15 protein-coding genes and 2 pseudogenes are annotated in these 15,475 nt (G+C 70.4%); 9 read left to right on the top strand and 8 right to left on the bottom strand.

Going from position 1 to position 15,475, the window contains the following annotated elements:
• Nucleotides 1-60 precede the first annotated feature (60 nt).
• Entirely contained in the window at nt 61-612 is a 552-nt protein-coding gene (locus tag ACGFZK_RS14285) for a DinB family protein (RefSeq protein WP_393849155.1), read from the bottom strand.
• A gap of 124 nt (nt 613-736) precedes the next feature.
• On the opposite strand from ACGFZK_RS14285, the gene ACGFZK_RS14280 reads away from it, so the two are divergent.
• Nucleotides 737-1,927 carry an acyl-CoA dehydrogenase family protein gene (locus ACGFZK_RS14280; RefSeq protein ID WP_393849346.1) on the top strand — a complete coding sequence of 397 codons (1,191 nt, stop codon included), beginning with the start codon at nt 737-739 and terminating at the stop codon, nt 1,925-1,927.
• Between the two features lie 393 nt (nt 1,928-2,320).
• Nucleotides 2,321-3,055, top strand: coding sequence for a dienelactone hydrolase family protein (locus tag ACGFZK_RS14275; protein WP_393849154.1), 735 nt, complete (start codon nt 2,321-2,323; stop codon nt 3,053-3,055).
• A 98-nt stretch (nt 3,056-3,153) separates the two neighbouring features.
• On the opposite strand, the pseudogene ACGFZK_RS14270 reads toward ACGFZK_RS14275, so the two are convergent.
• A pseudogene (locus tag ACGFZK_RS14270) lies at nt 3,154-3,306 on the bottom strand (transposase); the annotation flags it as partial.
• Between the two features lie 49 nt (nt 3,307-3,355).
• Here ACGFZK_RS14270 and ACGFZK_RS14265 point away from each other — a divergent pair.
• Nucleotides 3,356-3,619 (top strand): hypothetical protein, encoded by a 264-nt coding sequence (locus tag ACGFZK_RS14265; RefSeq protein ID WP_393849153.1) that lies wholly within the window; start codon nt 3,356-3,358, stop codon nt 3,617-3,619.
• Nucleotides 3,616-3,990, top strand: coding sequence for a hypothetical protein (locus ACGFZK_RS14260; RefSeq protein WP_393849152.1), 375 nt, complete (start codon nt 3,616-3,618; stop codon nt 3,988-3,990). Before ACGFZK_RS14265 ends, ACGFZK_RS14260 begins: the two co-directional genes overlap by 4 nt.
• Here the strand turns inward: ACGFZK_RS14260 and ACGFZK_RS14255 are convergent.
• Nucleotides 3,965-4,582, bottom strand: a complete 618-nt coding sequence (locus tag ACGFZK_RS14255; protein WP_393849151.1) for an HAD family hydrolase — start codon at nt 4,580-4,582, stop codon at nt 3,965-3,967. The genes ACGFZK_RS14260 and ACGFZK_RS14255 overlap by 26 nt on opposite strands.
• Before the next feature lie 7 nt (nt 4,583-4,589).
• Nucleotides 4,590-5,345: a DeoR/GlpR family DNA-binding transcription regulator gene (locus ACGFZK_RS14250; RefSeq protein ID WP_393849150.1), complete on the bottom strand. Its 756-nt coding sequence runs from the start codon at nt 5,343-5,345 to the stop codon at nt 4,590-4,592.
• 72 nt (nt 5,346-5,417) lie between these two features.
• Between ACGFZK_RS14250 and ACGFZK_RS14245 the strand changes: the two genes are divergently transcribed.
• The 3 genes from ACGFZK_RS14245 (at nt 5,418) to ACGFZK_RS14235 (ending at nt 8,739) form a co-directional block, all read left to right on the top strand.
• Nucleotides 5,418-6,623, top strand: a complete 1,206-nt coding sequence (locus tag ACGFZK_RS14245) for an MFS transporter (protein ID WP_393849149.1) — start codon at nt 5,418-5,420, stop codon at nt 6,621-6,623.
• 314 nt (nt 6,624-6,937) lie between these two features.
• A complete protein-coding gene (locus ACGFZK_RS14240) occupies nt 6,938-8,371 on the top strand; it encodes a PP2C family protein-serine/threonine phosphatase (RefSeq protein ID WP_393849148.1) in 1,434 nt (477 codons plus the stop codon).
• The gene (locus ACGFZK_RS14235) at nt 8,368-8,739 is read left to right on the top strand and encodes an STAS domain-containing protein (RefSeq protein WP_393849147.1); all 372 of its coding nucleotides are present in this window, start codon (nt 8,368-8,370) and stop codon (nt 8,737-8,739) included. Before ACGFZK_RS14240 ends, ACGFZK_RS14235 begins: the two co-directional genes overlap by 4 nt.
• A gap of 744 nt (nt 8,740-9,483) precedes the next feature.
• On the opposite strand, the gene ACGFZK_RS14230 is transcribed toward ACGFZK_RS14235, so the two are convergent.
• The 3 genes from ACGFZK_RS14230 to ACGFZK_RS14220 all read right to left on the bottom strand — a co-directional run bounded on the left by ACGFZK_RS14230 (nt 9,484) and on the right by ACGFZK_RS14220 (nt 12,006).
• Complete coding sequence (locus tag ACGFZK_RS14230) at nt 9,484-10,476, bottom strand: DUF4344 domain-containing metallopeptidase (protein WP_393849146.1); 993 nt, start codon at nt 10,474-10,476, stop codon at nt 9,484-9,486.
• Between the two features lie 541 nt (nt 10,477-11,017).
• The gene (locus ACGFZK_RS14225) at nt 11,018-11,431 is read right to left on the bottom strand and encodes a VOC family protein (protein ID WP_393849145.1); all 414 of its coding nucleotides are present in this window, start codon (nt 11,429-11,431) and stop codon (nt 11,018-11,020) included.
• The gene (locus ACGFZK_RS14220; protein ID WP_393849144.1) at nt 11,428-12,006 is read right to left on the bottom strand and encodes a MepB family protein; all 579 of its coding nucleotides are present in this window, start codon (nt 12,004-12,006) and stop codon (nt 11,428-11,430) included. Before ACGFZK_RS14220 ends, ACGFZK_RS14225 begins: the two co-directional genes overlap by 4 nt.
• A 176-nt stretch (nt 12,007-12,182) precedes the next feature.
• Between ACGFZK_RS14220 and ACGFZK_RS14215 the strand changes: the two genes are divergently transcribed.
• Nucleotides 12,183-14,045, top strand: a complete 1,863-nt coding sequence (locus ACGFZK_RS14215) for a glycoside hydrolase family 15 protein (RefSeq protein ID WP_393849143.1) — start codon at nt 12,183-12,185, stop codon at nt 14,043-14,045.
• 23 nt (nt 14,046-14,068) lie between these two features.
• Here ACGFZK_RS14215 and ACGFZK_RS14210 read toward each other — a convergent pair whose 3' ends face one another.
• Nucleotides 14,069-14,461: a molybdopterin-binding protein gene (locus ACGFZK_RS14210; protein WP_393849142.1), complete on the bottom strand. Its 393-nt coding sequence runs from the start codon at nt 14,459-14,461 to the stop codon at nt 14,069-14,071.
• Nucleotides 14,462-14,541: 80 nt separating this feature from the next.
• On the opposite strand from ACGFZK_RS14210, the pseudogene ACGFZK_RS14205 reads away from it, so the two are divergent.
• Nucleotides 14,542-15,467: pseudogene (locus ACGFZK_RS14205) on the top strand (oxygenase MpaB family protein).
• Nucleotides 15,468-15,475 lie beyond the last annotated feature (8 nt).

Genomic DNA, 15,475 nt, shown 5'->3' with positions numbered 1-15,475 from the left:
GGTGAGTTGGGGCCGATCCCGAGCCCGATCACCCTACGGATCCCAAGCCCGATCGTGAGCTCAGATGCCTATGGCCCCGTCTATCCGCTCGCGCAGCAGGTCCGCGTGCCCGTTGTGCCGCGCGTACTCCTCGACCATGTGGATGAGCACCCAGCGCAGCGACACCTTCCCGCGCCACGCGTCCACGGCCTCGACCTCCAGGTCGGGGGCCTCGGCCACGAAGCGTTCGGCGAAGGCCACTTCGGCGCGCCACGCCTGCCAGGCCGCCTCGATCGCGGCGGAATCGGCCACGGCTCCGTCGAAGCCCCCGTCGGGGTCGTCCGCCGAGGAGAACAGCGGCGGCGCGTCCTGACCCGCCAGGACCTTGCGGAACCAACGGCGCTCCACATCGGCCAGGTGCCGGACCAGCCCGAGCAGGGAGAGGGTGGACGGTTCCACCGACCGCCGCGCCAGCTCCTCCTCCAGTCCTGCGCACTTCAGTTCCAGGGTGGCGCGGTGGTCCGCCAGGAATGCGGCCAGCATCCGCCGTTCGTCTCCGGTCGCAGGGCCGCTGAAGCGGCCGTCCCGCTCGGGTTCGACGAAGAAATCCGCTCTGCTGCGTGGGCTCGTCATGGTCGAAAGTATGAATGCCGGTCCTGAACGGCCGGCACGCGGGTCCTTCCGAATTCTTGTAACAGGTTCTACTCTGACCGCCGCCACCCAGCGACCGATGGACCGCGAGACTCCCGGAGGGGCCGTGCACCTCGAATACACGCCTGAGCAGCAGCAGTTGCGCACCGAACTGCGCGCCTACTTCGCCGAGCTCGTGCCGCAGGACGTCTACGCCCGCTACGAGGACCCGGCGGCCCAGAAGCGCTTCTACCGGGACACCATCCGCCGGCTCGGCGCCGACGGCTGGCTCGGGGTCGGCTGGCCCAAGGAGTACGGCGGCCGCGGGATGACGCCGATGGACCAGTTCATCTTCTTCGACGAGGCCGCACAGGCCGTCGTACCGCTGCCCCTGATGGCACTCAACACGGTCGGGCCGACCATCATGCAGTTCGGCACCGACGAGCAGAAGGCGTACTTCCTTCCGAAGATCCTCGCCGGGGAGATCGACTTCGCCATCGGCTACAGCGAGCCCGACGCGGGCACCGACCTCGCCGCCCTCAAGTGCAAGGCCGTCCGCGAGGGCGACGAGGAGACCGGCACCTACGTCGTCAACGGCCAGAAGATCTGGACCACCAACGGGGACACCGCCGACTGGGTCTGGCTCGCGGTGCGCACCGACCCGGAGGCCCCCGCCCACAAGGGCATCACCATGCTCCTCGTCCCGACCTCGGACCCCGGCTACTCCTGCACCCTCATCAACACCCTCGCCTCGCACGACACCACCGCCAGCTACTACGAAGACATCCGCGTCCCGGCCGACCGCCGCGTGGGCCAGGAGAACAAGGGCTGGCGCCTGATCACCAACCAGCTCAACCACGAACGCGTCACCCTCGCGGCACACGGCACCATGGCGATCCGGGCCCTCCACGACGTCCAGCGCTGGGCCGCCGCGACGAAACTCGCCGACGGCCGCCGGGTCATCGACCTCCCCTGGGTCCGCGGCCGCCTCGCCCGCACCCACGCCCGGCTCGACGCGATGAAGCTGCTCAACTGGCAGATGGTGGGCGCGGTCCAGACCGGCACCCTCACCCCGCAGGACGCCTCCGCGGTCAAGGTGTACGGCTCGGAGGCCCGCCGGGACGCGTACGCCTGGCTGATGGAGATCGTCGGCGCGGCGGGCTCCCTCAAGGACGGCTCCGCGGGCGCGGTCCTCCACGGCGAACTCGAACGCGGCTACCGCAGCGCCGTGATCTTCACCTTCGGCGGCGGCAACAACGAGATCCAGCGCGAGATCATCTCCTGGATCGGCCTCGGCATGCCCCGCGTACGCCGCTGACGGCCTGTGACTCACCAAGATGGCTGGCACTTGACAACGGTCGCTGTCACTGGACATGCATGCGAACGCTCGGCATGCTGCGACTCTTGTCCTGTCGCACCGGCTGTCGGATTCTCACTGTGTCGCATGCGGCGCGTGTCGGTTCTCATCCAATCGAGGCATCCGCTCGGGCTGGAGTGCTGGCGTCGGCTCATAGCCGGTGGGCTACGCTGTGCGGCTATGAATACCGGGACGGCCTTGCGCCACACACGGATCGGTGACCCGGGGCTCTTCTGAGCGCCGTACGGGCCGGTTTGGGCCCGCTGTTTGATCGAGGCTCTTGCGCTGCTGCGCGGGCTCCGCCTCCGTCGTGTTGATCACAGGCTCTGCACATCAACCACGACAGGAGCATTCATGCCCACCAAGACGCTGCGGATTCCCACGGCAGACGGCCAGGCCGACGCCTTCGTCGCCTTCCCCGACCACAGCGAGCGGCACCCCGGGGTGCTGATGTACGCGGACGGCTTCGGCATCCGGCCCGTGCTGCGGGAGATGGCCCGCGAACTGGCCGGGCACGGCTACTACGTGCTCGTCCCCAACTCCTTCTACCGGCACGGCCCGGCACCACTGGTCGAGCTTCCCGAGTACATCGGAGAAGAGGTTCGGCCCGCGGTCTTCGCCCAGCTGATGCCCTTGATCGAGGCGCACACCGCCGAACGCGTTCTGAGCGATGCCGACGCCTACCTCAGGTTCCTCACCACCCAGCCCGAGGTCGGCGCCGGACCGGTCGCGGTGACCGGCTACTGCATAGGCGGCCTCTACGCGATGCGCACCGCCGCGGCCCACCCCGACCATGTGGCGGCCGTCGCCGCCTTCCACGGCCCCGTGGGTGTCGATGGGGCCAACCTCTTCTCCAAGCTCGCCGCCCAGGTCCACCTCGGCCACGCCGAAGGCGACATGACACCCGAGGCCCTCGGCGAGCTCAACCAGGCCCTGGATGCGGCAGGTGTCGGCTACACCTCCGAGATCTACCCCGGCACCGTCCACGGCTTCACCATGTCCGACACCGACGCTTTTAGCGCCTCCGGGCTGAAGCGCCACTGGGATCGCCTGCTCCCCCTCCTGGATCGCACCCTGGCCAACAGCTGAAGCTCCAGCCCGGAAGCCAAGCCTGAAGCGGCCGCGACCAGCAGACGGCATGGCGGGCCACACCGATGTCTCCATGTGGTTGTAAGCCGGTCGTCACGTTCGCCGTGGTCGGCTTCGTCCTGGCGGATCCAGTTGCGCAAGGCCTCCGGGTGGACCCCGAGCTCTCCGGCCATACGGCGGATCACGGGCTTCGGGTCCGCTTCGCGGTACATCTGGACCGCACGTCGGCACAACTCGGGCGGGTACTTCATCGGTGCAGCCATCACACAAGGCTCCCTTCTCACGGCGGCCCATCAGGCCATGGACGGCGACCTTCCGCATCTCGGGGGAACCTCACTTCCGGTCGCTCTGGAGCTGGTCCGTGCGATGCTCCGCGACCAGGGAGCCTGGTGCCGGCTGGAGGTCGGCGACGTGTTCACCGTGCACGTCGGGTGGGATCAATACACGTGTGTGCGCAGCGACCGGCCCTGCGCGGACGCCGTGGCGCGTACCCGGGAACTCGGCCTCTTCCCTGAGCAGCTGACGGCCTCACCCTGCGCAGCCGAGTTCGACGAGCGGAAGTGACGGAGCTGATCGACGAGCACTTCTGGATACGCGTGCACGCCGCGCTGGCCTCACAGCATGCGCTGCTCCTGGAGGAAAGCTACGTCCGCGGTGCCGCACGCTGGCACCGAATCACGCCGAAGAACCTCAACACGGTGCGCGCCGGTCTTCGCCCGCGCGCCTTGCTGACCGTCTGGCCCGACCTGAACCCGAACGTCGGCGCCGTCAAAACCTGCAGAGTCCTCAATCGCTCCTACGGCAAGCGGGAGCGCCTGGCCCAGACCATCGATGCCGCCGCGTCCTTGGCCTCCGATCGGGCGGTCCGCCGCCGATCACCCACGCCACAACGGCCAGGCCAACAGGTGCTCAGCTCACTCTCAGGGCCCTCTTGAGGTCGGCTGCCGTGGTAAAGAGCCGGCCCTCAAGGCCGGCCGTACGTGCCGCCTCGATGTTCTCTTCGCGGTCGTCGATGAACAGGATCCGCTCGGGTGCGGTGCCGAGTGCGTCGTAGGCCCAGCGGTAGGCGCCTGGCTCCGGCTTGGCGTGGCCGATGCGGCAGGAGAAGGCACACACCTCGAAGTGCTTGAGCCAGGCGTGGCGTCGTTCGTAGTGGGTGGCCAGTTCCTCGGGGATGTTGGAGAGCAGGGCGATGCGGCGACCGGCCGCGGCCAGCTCCTCGATGAGCGCCACCATTTCACCGTCCACCGCGCTCCAGCTCGCCAGGTCGGCGTCGATCAGCTCGGCGGTCCGCTTCGGGCCGAAGGACGTGCCCAGGATCTCGGCCACGCGTTTCCAGTACGTGCTGCCGTCGATGTCGCCACGGTCGTACGGCTGGCGTTGGGACCAGTACGCGGACCAGAGGGCCTCGGCCGGGCCCCCGGCGGTTGCTGCGAGGCGGGCCTTTCCCTCCTCGGACTGGTGGTGGGCGATCACTCCGAACATGTCGAAGAGCAGGACGTGTTCGCGGGTGCTGTCGTGTGTCATGGCGCGGTCATGCCTTTCGTACGGTGACGCCCGCGGCCCTCAGGGCCTCAGTCGCCTCGGTGGGGGCGTTGTCGTCGGTGACGACGGCGTCCAGGCCGGAGGCGGGGGTGACGTGGGCGAGGGCGGTGCGGCTGAGTTTGGCGCCCTCGGCAACCGCGATGATGCGGCGGGACGAGGTGATGGCGGCGCGCTTGACGGCGGCGTCGGCCAGGTCGTACGCGGTCAGGCCGTCCTCGGCGGTCAGGCCGCAGCAGCCGACGATCGCCGTGTCGAAACGCAAGGCGGCGAGCGACGCCTCGGTCAGCGGGCCGGTCAGCGACAATTCCCCCCGGCGCGGCTGTCCGCCGGGAAGCAGCAGTGTCAACTGGGGTGCGTCGGCGAGGGCGTTGGCCGCCTGCAGAGACAGCGGCATCACGGTCAGCCGACGGTTCACGAGTAGTCGCGCCACCTCGAGGCAGGTCGTGCCGCTGTCGAGTACCACCGACTCGCCGTCGGCGATCAGCGCGGCCGCCTCGGCGGCGATCCGCTGCTTGGTCTCGAGTCCCTCCTGAGCGCGCAGCGCGAAGGGCGGCTCTTCGCCTCGTAGCAGCAGGCTCCTCGCGCCGCCGCGATAGCGCTCCAGAACGCCATGCGCCGCAAGGGCCTCAAGGTCGCGCCGGATGGTCATCTCGGAGGCGCCGGTGAGCTGCGCAAGCTCGGTCACGCTGCTGCGGCCGTGCTCGCGTACGGCGTCGGTGATCTGCCTCAGTCGCTCTGTGCTCATGGCTTAAGTGAACATGGTGAATGTTCGAAACGCAATTTGCGAACATCGTAAATGGTCATTATGTTCGAAGGCATGCAACGTTTCCTACGGCTCGGACGGGGCGCGACCTTCGCCTATTTCGCCCTCAACGGCTTCCTCATGGGCATGTGGATCGTCCACATCCCCGTCGTCGAGCAGCGCACCGGCATCGGCCACGCCCTGCTCGGCTGGCTGCTACTGCTCCTGGGCGGCGGCGCCTTCATGGGGATGCGGCTCGCCGGTCCGCTCACCGACCGGATCGGCCCTCGCAGAGCTGTCCCATGGGGCGCCGCCCTGTGCAGCGGCGCCCTGGTCCTGCCAGCACTCGCCACGGACGCCTGGACACTGGGCGGGGCCCTGCTGGTCCTCGGCCTGGGCAACGGGATCCTGGACGTAAGCATGAACACCCATGCCGTACAGGTCGAGCGCGGCTACCGACGGCCGGTGATGTCGGCCTTCCACGCGGTGTTCTCCGTGGGCGGTGTGCTTGCCGCGCTGGTAGGCGCGCTCACGCTCAGCGCCGACTGGAGCGTGGTCACGACCCTCGCGTTGACCGCCGTGGCGGGCCTTGCGGTCGCGGCCCTGGCACTACCGGGCCTGCTGCCCCATCAGTCCGTATCCCAAGCGAACGAGGCCCCCGAGGCAGTCCGGGCACCTGGGCGCCGGAGAACCCCGCGCCGGATCTGGTTCCTCGCCGTACTGGCCTTCATGCTCATGCTCTGCGAGGGCGTCGCCAACGACTGGAGCGTGCTCCACCTCAAAAGCGTGCTCGGCGCTCCGGCCGCGGCCGCCGCCTTCGCCTATGGCACATTCGCCACCGCCATGACGGTCGGCCGACTACTCACCGACCGTCTGGCCAACCGCTTCGGCGCCACCGCGATCCTGCGCTACGGCTCCGCGCTCGGTGCGGCCGGACTGGCCCTGGCAGCCTTCGCACCCACCGTCCCGCTGGCACTGATCGGCTGGACCCTCGCGGGCGCGGGTCTGTCCGGCTGCATCCCCCAACTGTTCAGCGCAGCCGGGCACTTCGACCCGGCTACGACGGGCGCCAACGTCTCCCGAGTCGCGGGCCTCGGCTACCTCGGCATGCTCGCGGGCCCGGCCGTCATCGGCCCGCTGACCCATCTCATCCCGCTCAATCTCACACTGCTCCTCCCCACGGCGCTCTGCGTGATCGCCGCGGGCGTGGCCGCACACATCCTCAAGCCCACCCCGTCCACAGCTGCACCCGCTGATCTCGAAGGAGCGACCTCCCGATGAACACCACCCTCACCGGCCTCGTCGGCAGGCCCTGACGCCCTCCCACCCCGCGAACGGCTTGACTCGATATAGCAGCCTCGGGGGAAGGGCCGCGGCCGTACGAGGGCCGCCCCCGGCCATCATCCGTTCCGGATGCCGACGGGTGCCACGTGCGGAGACGGAGCGAAGGCTGGGCCACGTCTGCCAAACGGATCGTCTACCCGACGGATGTGCAGGGCACGGTTACCGCGGATCGGTTTTCTTGACGTTGGGAGGCTGGTCTAGGCTGCCGCCGTCGTCGGCACCCAGGCCGGCGCGGCAAGGAGAGGCAGACGATGCCGCAAGCGGGACCCGCGACCAGCCCGGCGGGCAAGCCGGGGCGGCAGACGCTCAGTGCTGTGGAAGAAGCAGCCCGGATGGACGCGGTGCGCCGCTACGACATCCTCGACACCCCTCCGGACGGCGCGTTCGACCGCGTCGCGGCGATGGCGGCCCGGCTGTTCAAGGTGCCGGTGGCGAGCGTGACGATCGTGGACGAGGACCGGATCTGGTTCAAGGCCGCCCACGGCCTGGAAGGCGTCAGCGAGATCGGCCGGGAGCCGGGCCTGTGCGGCTCGGCGATCCTCACCGACGAAACACTGGTGATCCCGGACACACTCACCGACCCCGTCGCCTTCAACAACGGCCTCGTCACCGGGCCGATGGGCGTCCGCTTCTACGCCGCCGCGCCGATCATCACCGGCGACGGGCACCGGCTGGGCACCGTCAACATCCTCGACACCAAGCCCCGCCTGATCACCGAGGACGACACCGCCACCCTCGCGGACCTGGCCGCGATCGTGCTCGATGAGCTGGAGATGCGCCTGGCGGCGCTGAACGCCCTGCGCACCGAGCAGGAGCGGCGCATCGAGCAGGAGGAGGCCCGGCAGCGCGCGGACCGGGACAAGAACGCCATCCAGGCGTTCGCCTCCACCCTCCAGCGCACCCTGCTGCCGCCGGCACTGCCGGTGGTACCGGGCCTGGAGCTGGCCTGCCACTACGCCACCGCCTCCCCGCAGAACGTGGGCGGCGACTTCTACGACGTCTTCCCCCTCGGCGGGAAGAGGTGGGCGTTCTTCCTCGGAGACGTGTGCGGCAAGGGCCCAGAAGCCGCCGCCCTGACCTCCCTGACCCGCTACACCCTGCGCGCTGCAGCCCTGATCGACCCCGACCCCGACGTCGTCCTCACCTCGCTGAACACGGCGCTGCTCCTCGACCCCGCCGTCGGCACCCGGTTCTGCACCGCCGTCTTCGGCGTCCTCGAACCGCACGAGAGGGAAGGGTTCACCATCACGGTGGCCACCGGCGGGCACCCCCCGGCCTACCACCTGCGCGACTCCGGAGCGGCAGAAGCGGTGCAGCCCAAGGGAGGCATGCTCATCGGCGCGCTCGCCGGCGCGCACTTCGCCTCCCTCACCGTTCACCTCGCCCCGGGTGAAGGACTGCTCCTCTACACGGACGGGCTGACCGAGGCCCGCACCCTGGGCGGAGACATGATCGGAGAAGAGGGCCTGACCCGTTTCCTCGCCGCGCGCACCGGGCCCGTCAGGGCGGCGGAGGTCATAGAGGACACCGTCGACCTCATCGACGCCATGCCCCATGGTGCCGGTGACGACGTCGCCCTGCTGGCCCTGTCCGTCCCCCTCGCCGAAGACACAGACGGCCTCACCGCGACCGCCACCGCCCACACCATCGCCCCCGCTGGCGAGACGTCGGAGAGCCGACCGTGACCGATTTCAGCCTCACCGCACAGCACACCGACGGCGACCTGGCCCTGGCCCACGTCGCCGGGGAGCTCGACATAGCCACCGCCCCCCGCCTGCGCACCCAGGCACTGGCCCTGATCGAACAAGGCCACCGCCACCTGATCCTGGACCTCGGGGCCGTCACCTTCTGCGACTCCTCCGGCTTCAACGCCCTCGTCGGCATCTTCCGCTGCGCCAAGACCGCTGACGGCACCCTGGTCCTTGCCGCCGTCCCCGACCGCCTTGAGCGGCTGCTGGACCTCACCGGCCTGAGTTCCCTGCTGCCCGCCCACCCCACCGCCGCCCACGCCCTCGTCGCGCACACCCGCGGCCAGGACACGGCCACCGCGTAACCTCTCCCGCGGTGGCCGTCGGGAAAAGGCGGCCACCGCAGCCGTAAGGGATGGCACCGTCCCTTGTCGGTGGAGCCGGACGGGCGGTGCACGATGCCGGGTGGCTGGGGTCAGAGGGGGAGGTAGTCGTCGAGGTAGGTACGGGCCGCGGCTTCGCTCGTGCCGAGCGCGGTCGCCACCTGCGCGATCGGCACATCCCGGGCGGCGAGTTCGTAGGCCGCGTCCTGGCGGTCTGGGCGATGACGTACCGCAGGTCGGCGAGGGCCTTCAACATGACCAGCGGCTCCTTGGCGGCCAGGTCGTCGAGCCGGCGGACGAGTTCGGTGAGGAGTCCGGTGAGCTCTTCGGGTAGTTGGGCGGCCGTGTCCCGGATGACCGACAGGTGCGCTTCGTAGTCCGCGATCGGCCCCGACCGTTCGATCTCCGCCTCGTAGAGGGCTCGTCGTGGGGGAGGGTGGTCCGGTCGAGCGGGTACTCAGCCGCGCCCCGCCAGCCGCACGAGCAGCTGCCCCGCAGGACCGCGGCCCGCGGCCGGCCGTGCCGGCCGTCGTAGGCGTGCCACTCGCGCGACGACGGCATGTTCGAACCGCTGCCGACGTCGAAGTAGACCGGGCCCGGCTCGGCGCCGTCGTCCAGCAGCACCCCCACCGCCCCCTCGTGCGCGGCCCCCAACGCCCGCGACAGTCCCCGGAACCCTGCTGCACGATTACGCGGACGAGATCGACGGGGTACGCGTCATTTACCTCATGGACCGCTGCGGATCTCGTCGATGCGCTTCGCCAGAGCCTGTGTCTCCGCGACCAGCCGCCCGTGCGCCTTCTTCTGCTCCTCGGCACCCCGGTCCCTGAACGCCCCGCTGAAGTGGGGTCGGAGCTGGGTCCACCAGCCGTAGTCCAGCATTGCCCACGCCTGCGGGCAGAGGGGGGCGCGGGTCTTGGGGAGATAGCCGCTGCCGACCAGGGACTGCTGGTACTTCTTCGGGTCGCTGCCCTCCAGGTAGCACAGGAAGTTGAAGGCCCGCTGCTGGGTAACGGGGTGGTCGCTCGACATGCCCTCCAGGGTCGGCGTGCCTTCCTTGCGTGCGATCTCGTCGAAGAGGATCGCGGCGGCCAGCGACGGGCCCGGCCCGACCTCGTTGACGGTATAGAAGGACGCGAAGCCGTCCGCCGCGTCCTCTTCGAGACCGAGGTTGGCCAGGAGGAGCTGGCGCTGCAGGGCATGGCCCATCTCGTGGCCGAAGACGAATTCGGTCGACAGCACGGTCAGGTCGTCGGTGTTGTACTCGGACGCGGGGAACGGGGCGGGCCGTTCGACGGTCTTCACGACGTCGGCGAGGGCCTTCTCGATCTCGGTCAGGAACGGTGGCGGGACGAAGATCGTCCTGCCGTCGGGCTGGGTGACGGCATCGGTGACGCCGGGCGGCACGGCGGCGGTGACCTTCACGACCATGTCGTGCGGGAGGGTGAGTGATCTGTTCACCCAGTCGGCCGTACGCTCCAGCACGCGGGAGTTCCGGATCAGTGCCACGGCCTCCCGGTCCTCCGGTTTGACCGTTTGGGCCTCGTAGACGACGGTGACCCGGCCGGAGCGCGCCGCCTGGGGGCGGGGCCCTGCTCCAGGCCCCTGCCCGGCGTCGCGGGCCTCGCCGCTGCACCCGGTCGAGACGACCCCGGCGAGGAGCAGCACACCTGACAGGACGATGCGCGCCCTCTTCGAGCGACCGGCGGTGTTCGGCATCCTTGATCGGCTCCCGTCGCGTGTCCCCGCACTGATCCTCCGGCCGTCCGGAGGCGGCTGCCCGTTGAGCCGCCCGTACGGGGGACCGTTCGCTGTGTGGGCGACCTTCGGGAGGCCGCCTGGTTCGACCCGTTCGACAACCGCAGCATCAGGGCATTTCCTCTCCATGAGATTGAAGCGGTCTCCTGACTTCCAATCCTTTGACCTGCGACACCTCACAAAATGAGAAGACGATCTCTGTTCGTGATTCTGGCGTCGTCAGGGTGATGTGCTGGGCTTGCTTCGTGCTGTGCGCCCGCCCATGAACTGCATGACTTCAACGGATGAGAGACCCCGTCATCCCGGTTGAGGCGCACTGCGTGGACATCAGCCGAACCCAAACCGTCCGGGGTCTCCTGTCCCTCCTTGGCATGCCGCGCCGCGACCTGATCAACACGGACTTCGGCCGCGGACACCGGCCGGTATGCGGTGTAGCGTCGCGGCAGGTCGGCGATGTGGCTGGGTGCCAACCATGAATCCTGGTCACACGGCCGCCCGAAGGTCAGCCGGTCGGCGGGAGCGCCACGAGTTCGACCTCGAAGCCGTCGGCGTTCTCCAGGTAGGCCGCGTAGTGCCCGGGGCCACCCGCGTGGGGATGGCGGTCGGGGAACAGCAGCTGCCAGCCGTGGTGGGCCGACTCCGCGGCCAGTCGCTCGACCTCGGCCGCGTCCTCGACGTGGAAGGCCAGGTGGTTCAGGCCCGGGCGGCGGCGGTCGTGGTGGTCGGCGGTGAGGGCCGGGGACTGTTCGACGACCAGGTACGTCGGCCCGAGGCGCCAGCTGCGGCCGTCGGCCCAGTGCTGGAAGGGGGTATGGCCCAGCGCCTCCAGGAGCCAGCCGAGCGAGGCGATCGCGCGGTCGAGATCCGGCACCCACAGTTCGACGTGATGCAGCGTGCCGCCGGCCGGCCGGCTCACGTGTAGAGCTCGCGGGCGCGGGCCAGGTCGACGGGCCCGTCCCCGTTCCCGTCCCCGCCCCCGTCCAGGCGCAGGAAGTGCTCCAGCTGCCACGCCTGCGCCGCCCCGGCCTGGCGGTTGGTGGTGGTCACCCAGGGCGGGTAGATCCGGAAGGCGCGCTTCCCGCCGGAGCCGTCCGTCGATACGACGCCATGCCGGCGCAGCGCCTCCAGGGGGAGGACGAACTGGCCGAAGCGCTGGCCGTCGCGGGTGCCGATGACGAAGAGGTCCACGGGGTCCGCGGCGTCGAAGGGCGCGATGGGTCCGGCCGGGGACCGCTTCCAGACGGTGACGAACTGGCCGGCCTTCGTGGGGGTCGTCCTGGCCGAGCGGAACCGGACGGCGAGGCCGTCCAGGGTGAAGGTGTGGGCGGCGTACTCGGCTCCCTCCGCCTCGGGGACCGGCTGCGAGCAGGTGAATCCGCAGGGGTCGTAGACGAGAGCCTTGGCCGCGACGAGGTCGGCGTGGACTGCGGCGGTGTCCGGCCACGGCCCGGTCGTGCGGGGAAGGGAGGCGGGCTCCCGGTACGTCGGCATGCCCCCACCCTGTCACGGCCCGGACCCCGCCTGCGGCCCGCATGGCGATCACCGGGGCGGGCCCCGAGAATGAGACTGCGTGCGGGAAGTGCCCGGGCGGTCGAGGCCCGGGCCTCGCCGTGCCGAAGCCATGGTCCTCGCGGCCCGAGGGCCGCCCCGCGATCCGTGGAGGGCCGATGCGCGCCTATCCCCCCATTGCCGAGCACGGTCTGATCGGGGATCTCCAGACGTGTGCGATGGTCTCCTCCGAGGGCGTACTGAACTGGTTCTGCTCGCCCCGATTCGACTCGCCCAGTGTCTTCGCCGCTCTGCTCGACCACGAACACGGCGGATACTTCGCGATCACCGCGATCACCGCGATCACCGCGGACGCCGCAGAGGCCGAGGGGGGCGAGGTCGTCACCCGCCAGCTCTATCTCGCCGACACGGCCGTCCTGATCACCCGGTTCCTGACGCGTGAGGGCGTGGGGGAGGTGGTCGACTTCATGCCCGTCCACGCACCGCACACCGTCACCGACCGCCACCAGGTGGTGCGGGTGCTGCGCGTGGTACGGGGTTCCGTGCGCTTCGCGCTGGAGTGCCGGCCCCGCTTCGACTACGGGCGCGCCCGCCACGACCTCGTCCTCGACGCCGCCGGCGCGCGCTTCGACGGGCCGGGCATCACCGCCCACCTGCAGACCGTCGGCAGTCTCACGCTGGAGGCCGACGGCAGCGACGTACGGGCCACGGCGACGCTGTCGGCCGGTGAGCGCGCAGCCGTCGTCCTGACGGTGTGCGACGCGGGCAGCGAGGTCCCGCGGGCGCCGAGCCCGGACGAACTGACCGAGGAGTTCTCGGCCGTGCGCCGCTTCTGGCACGACTGGATCGGACGCTGCAGCTACCGGGGCCGCTGGCAGCAGATCGTCAACCGCTCCGCCATCACCCTCAAGCTCATGACGTACGCGCCCACCGGCGCGCCGATCGCCGCCGCGACCATGGGACTGCCCGAGGAGGAGGGCGGTGAGCGCAACTGGGACTACCGCTACACCTGGGTCCGCGATGCCTCCCTGGCGGTGCGCGCCATGCGCGACATCGGCTTCACCGAGGAGGCCGACGCCTTCAGGGGCTGGCTCCTGGACCGGCTGCAGGACGGGGGAGCCCCCAACGGCGAGCCGCTGCAGATCATGTACCGCGTCGACGGGGATCCGTACCTGTCCGAAGAGGCCCTCGGCCATCTGGCCGGGTGGCGGGGCTCGGTTCCGGTGCGCGCGGGCAACGGCGCCGTCGGACAGCTGCAGTTGGACATCTACGGAGAGGCCGTCTACGCCGTCTCGCAGGCGGCCGGGTCCGGCGAGGCGGCCGGCTACGACGGCTGGCGGTACTCCGCCGCCGTCCTGGACTGGCTGTGCGACAACTGGGACCGCCCGGACGAGGGCATCTGGGAGACCCGGGGCGGCCAGAAGGACTTCACCTACAGCCGCGTCATGTGCTGGGTCGCCCTGGACCGTGGCATCCGGCAGGCCACCGCCCTCGCCCGCCCGGCGGACCTGCCCCGGTGGACCGCCGCCCGCGACGCCATCCTGGAACAGATCATGACCCGCGGCTGGAGCGAGGAGCGCCAGGCGTTCGTCCAGCACTACGGCACCACCGTCCTGGACGCCTCCTTGCTGATGATGCCGATGGTCGGCTTCATCACCCCGAAGGATCCGCGCTGGCTGTCCACCCTGGAGGCCATGGACGCCGAACTCGTCTCCGACAGCCTGGTCTACCGCTACGACCCCGCCGCCTCGCCGGACGGCCTGCTGGGCGGGGAGGGCACCTTCTCCCTCTGCAGCTTCCTCTACGTCTACGCCCTCGCGCGGTCCGGCAAAGTCGAACAGGCCCGCTACGCCTTCGACAAGATGCTCACCTACGCGAACCACGTGGGGCTGTTCGCCGAGGAGATCGGGCCCACCGGTGAGCAGCTGGGCAACTTCCCGCAGGCCTTCACCCACCTCGCCCTCATCGCCGCGGCCCTCGCCCTCGACACGGAACTCGACAAGCAACCCCACCGGCGCTGAGCCGGGCGATCAGCCGGGGTCGGTCAGTCGAGGTCGATGTGGACGCTGGTGGACTTCACGCGGGCGACGGCCCGTACGCCGACCGCGAGCCCCAGCTCCTCGACCGCCTCGCGGGTCAGCAGGGAGACCACGCGGTGCGGGCCGGCCTGGATCTCGACCTGGGCCGCGACCTCGCCGAGCGTCACCGCCGTCACGATCCCGGGCAGCGCGTTGCGGACCGAGGTGACCGACTCGCCGTCGCCCTCGGAGGCCTCCTGGGCCAGCGCCACGCAGAAGGCGGCCAGATGTGCGCCCTCGATCATGCGCTTGGTGCCTTCCCGGACCGTCGGGAAACGGCCGGCGTCCGCCCACCGGCGGGCGGTGTCGGTGCTGACGCGAAGGAGTTGGGCGGCCTCGCCGATCGTGTAGAGCTGCACCCCGCAACCCTATGCCTCCGGCGACCGTCCCGGATCGGTAGGCTGGGATGCGCCGGGCGCCTGCGAGGGGGAGGTACGGGATGGGGAACACCGCGAGCGGACCCGGACCTGCCGCCGATCCGGGGCTGTACGGCCCCGCCTCCGTCACCTGGCAGTGCCACGGCGACCCGATGATGTGGATCGCCGGGATCCGCGCGCTCTACCTCCAGGCCCTCCACCCGCGCGCCGTCCGCGGGGTCATGGAGAATTCGGCCGCATTCGACCGGCACGGCAACGGCGGGGGCGACGCCTGGGGACGGCTGCTGCGCACCGCCGACTTCGTCGGCACCCTCACCTACGGCACCACGGAGGCCGCCGAGCGCGCCGGCCACCGCGTCCGCACGATCCACCGCAAACTGTCCGCAACCGATCCGGACACCGGCGACCGCTTCCCCGTCGACGACCCCGCGCTGCTGCTGTGGATCCACTGCGCGCAGATCGACAGCTTCCTGCACGTCCTGCGCCGCTCCGGCGTCCCCCTCACCCCCGCCCAGGCCGACCGCTACGTCGACGAGAACCGCGTCAACGCCCGGCTCGTCGGACTCGACCCGACCGGGGTCCCCGCCGACACCGCCGGGCTCGCCGCGTACTTCGACCGGGTCCGCCCCGAACTCGCCGCCGGCCCCGACGCCCTCGCCGTGGACGAGTTCCTGCGCGGCCCACCCGTCCACCCCCTCCTCGTGGGTGGCCGAAACCTGCTGTGGTCACCCCTCGCGGGTCTGGCGTACGGTTCCCTCCCCGGCTGGGCACACCAGCTGTACGGGCGGCCCGCACCGGCCCCACGCAGCGTCACCCGGCGCCTGCGTCTCACCGGACGCGTACTGCGCAGCATTCCCGCAGGTCTACGCTGCAGCTGCCTCCAGGTCACATCTTGAAAGCGATGCGCCGCATGGGCCCCGGGAGCCGCCCCGCACCGTACACACTGCGTACATCAGCGGCCATACTGGACCGGCCGGGGAGGGCGTAGCACGACAA

The organism is Streptomyces sp. NPDC048257, from assembly GCF_043201855.1.
Lineage (GTDB): Bacteria > Actinomycetota > Actinomycetes > Streptomycetales > Streptomycetaceae > Streptomyces.
The sequence above is the reverse complement of the archived record's forward strand: the minus strand, read 5'-3'. Positions and strand labels throughout refer to the sequence as shown.

Bases quoted from the DNA above. Each gene is read 5' to 3' on its own strand.
- ACGFZK_RS14215 (WP_393849143.1), top strand. From the start codon at position 12,183: ATGCGCGCCTATCCCCCCATTGCCGAGCACGGTCTGATCGGGGATCTC.
- ACGFZK_RS14240 (WP_393849148.1), top strand. From the start codon at position 6,938: ATGCCGCAAGCGGGACCCGCGACCAGCCCGGCGGGCAAGCCGGGGCGG.
- ACGFZK_RS14250 (WP_393849150.1), bottom strand. From the start codon at position 5,345: ATGAGCACAGAGCGACTGAGGCAGATCACCGACGCCGTACGCGAGCAC.
- ACGFZK_RS14285 (WP_393849155.1), bottom strand. From the start codon at position 612: ATGACGAGCCCACGCAGCAGAGCGGATTTCTTCGTCGAACCCGAGCGG.
- ACGFZK_RS14255 (WP_393849151.1), bottom strand. From the start codon at position 4,582: ATGACACACGACAGCACCCGCGAACACGTCCTGCTCTTCGACATGTTC.
- ACGFZK_RS14245 (WP_393849149.1), top strand. From the start codon at position 5,418: ATGCAACGTTTCCTACGGCTCGGACGGGGCGCGACCTTCGCCTATTTC.
- ACGFZK_RS14265 (WP_393849153.1), top strand. From the start codon at position 3,356: ATGGACGGCGACCTTCCGCATCTCGGGGGAACCTCACTTCCGGTCGCT.
- ACGFZK_RS14275 (WP_393849154.1), top strand. From the start codon at position 2,321: ATGCCCACCAAGACGCTGCGGATTCCCACGGCAGACGGCCAGGCCGAC.
- ACGFZK_RS14220 (WP_393849144.1), bottom strand. From the start codon at position 12,006: ATGCCGACGTACCGGGAGCCCGCCTCCCTTCCCCGCACGACCGGGCCG.
- ACGFZK_RS14230 (WP_393849146.1), bottom strand. From the start codon at position 10,476: ATGCCGAACACCGCCGGTCGCTCGAAGAGGGCGCGCATCGTCCTGTCA.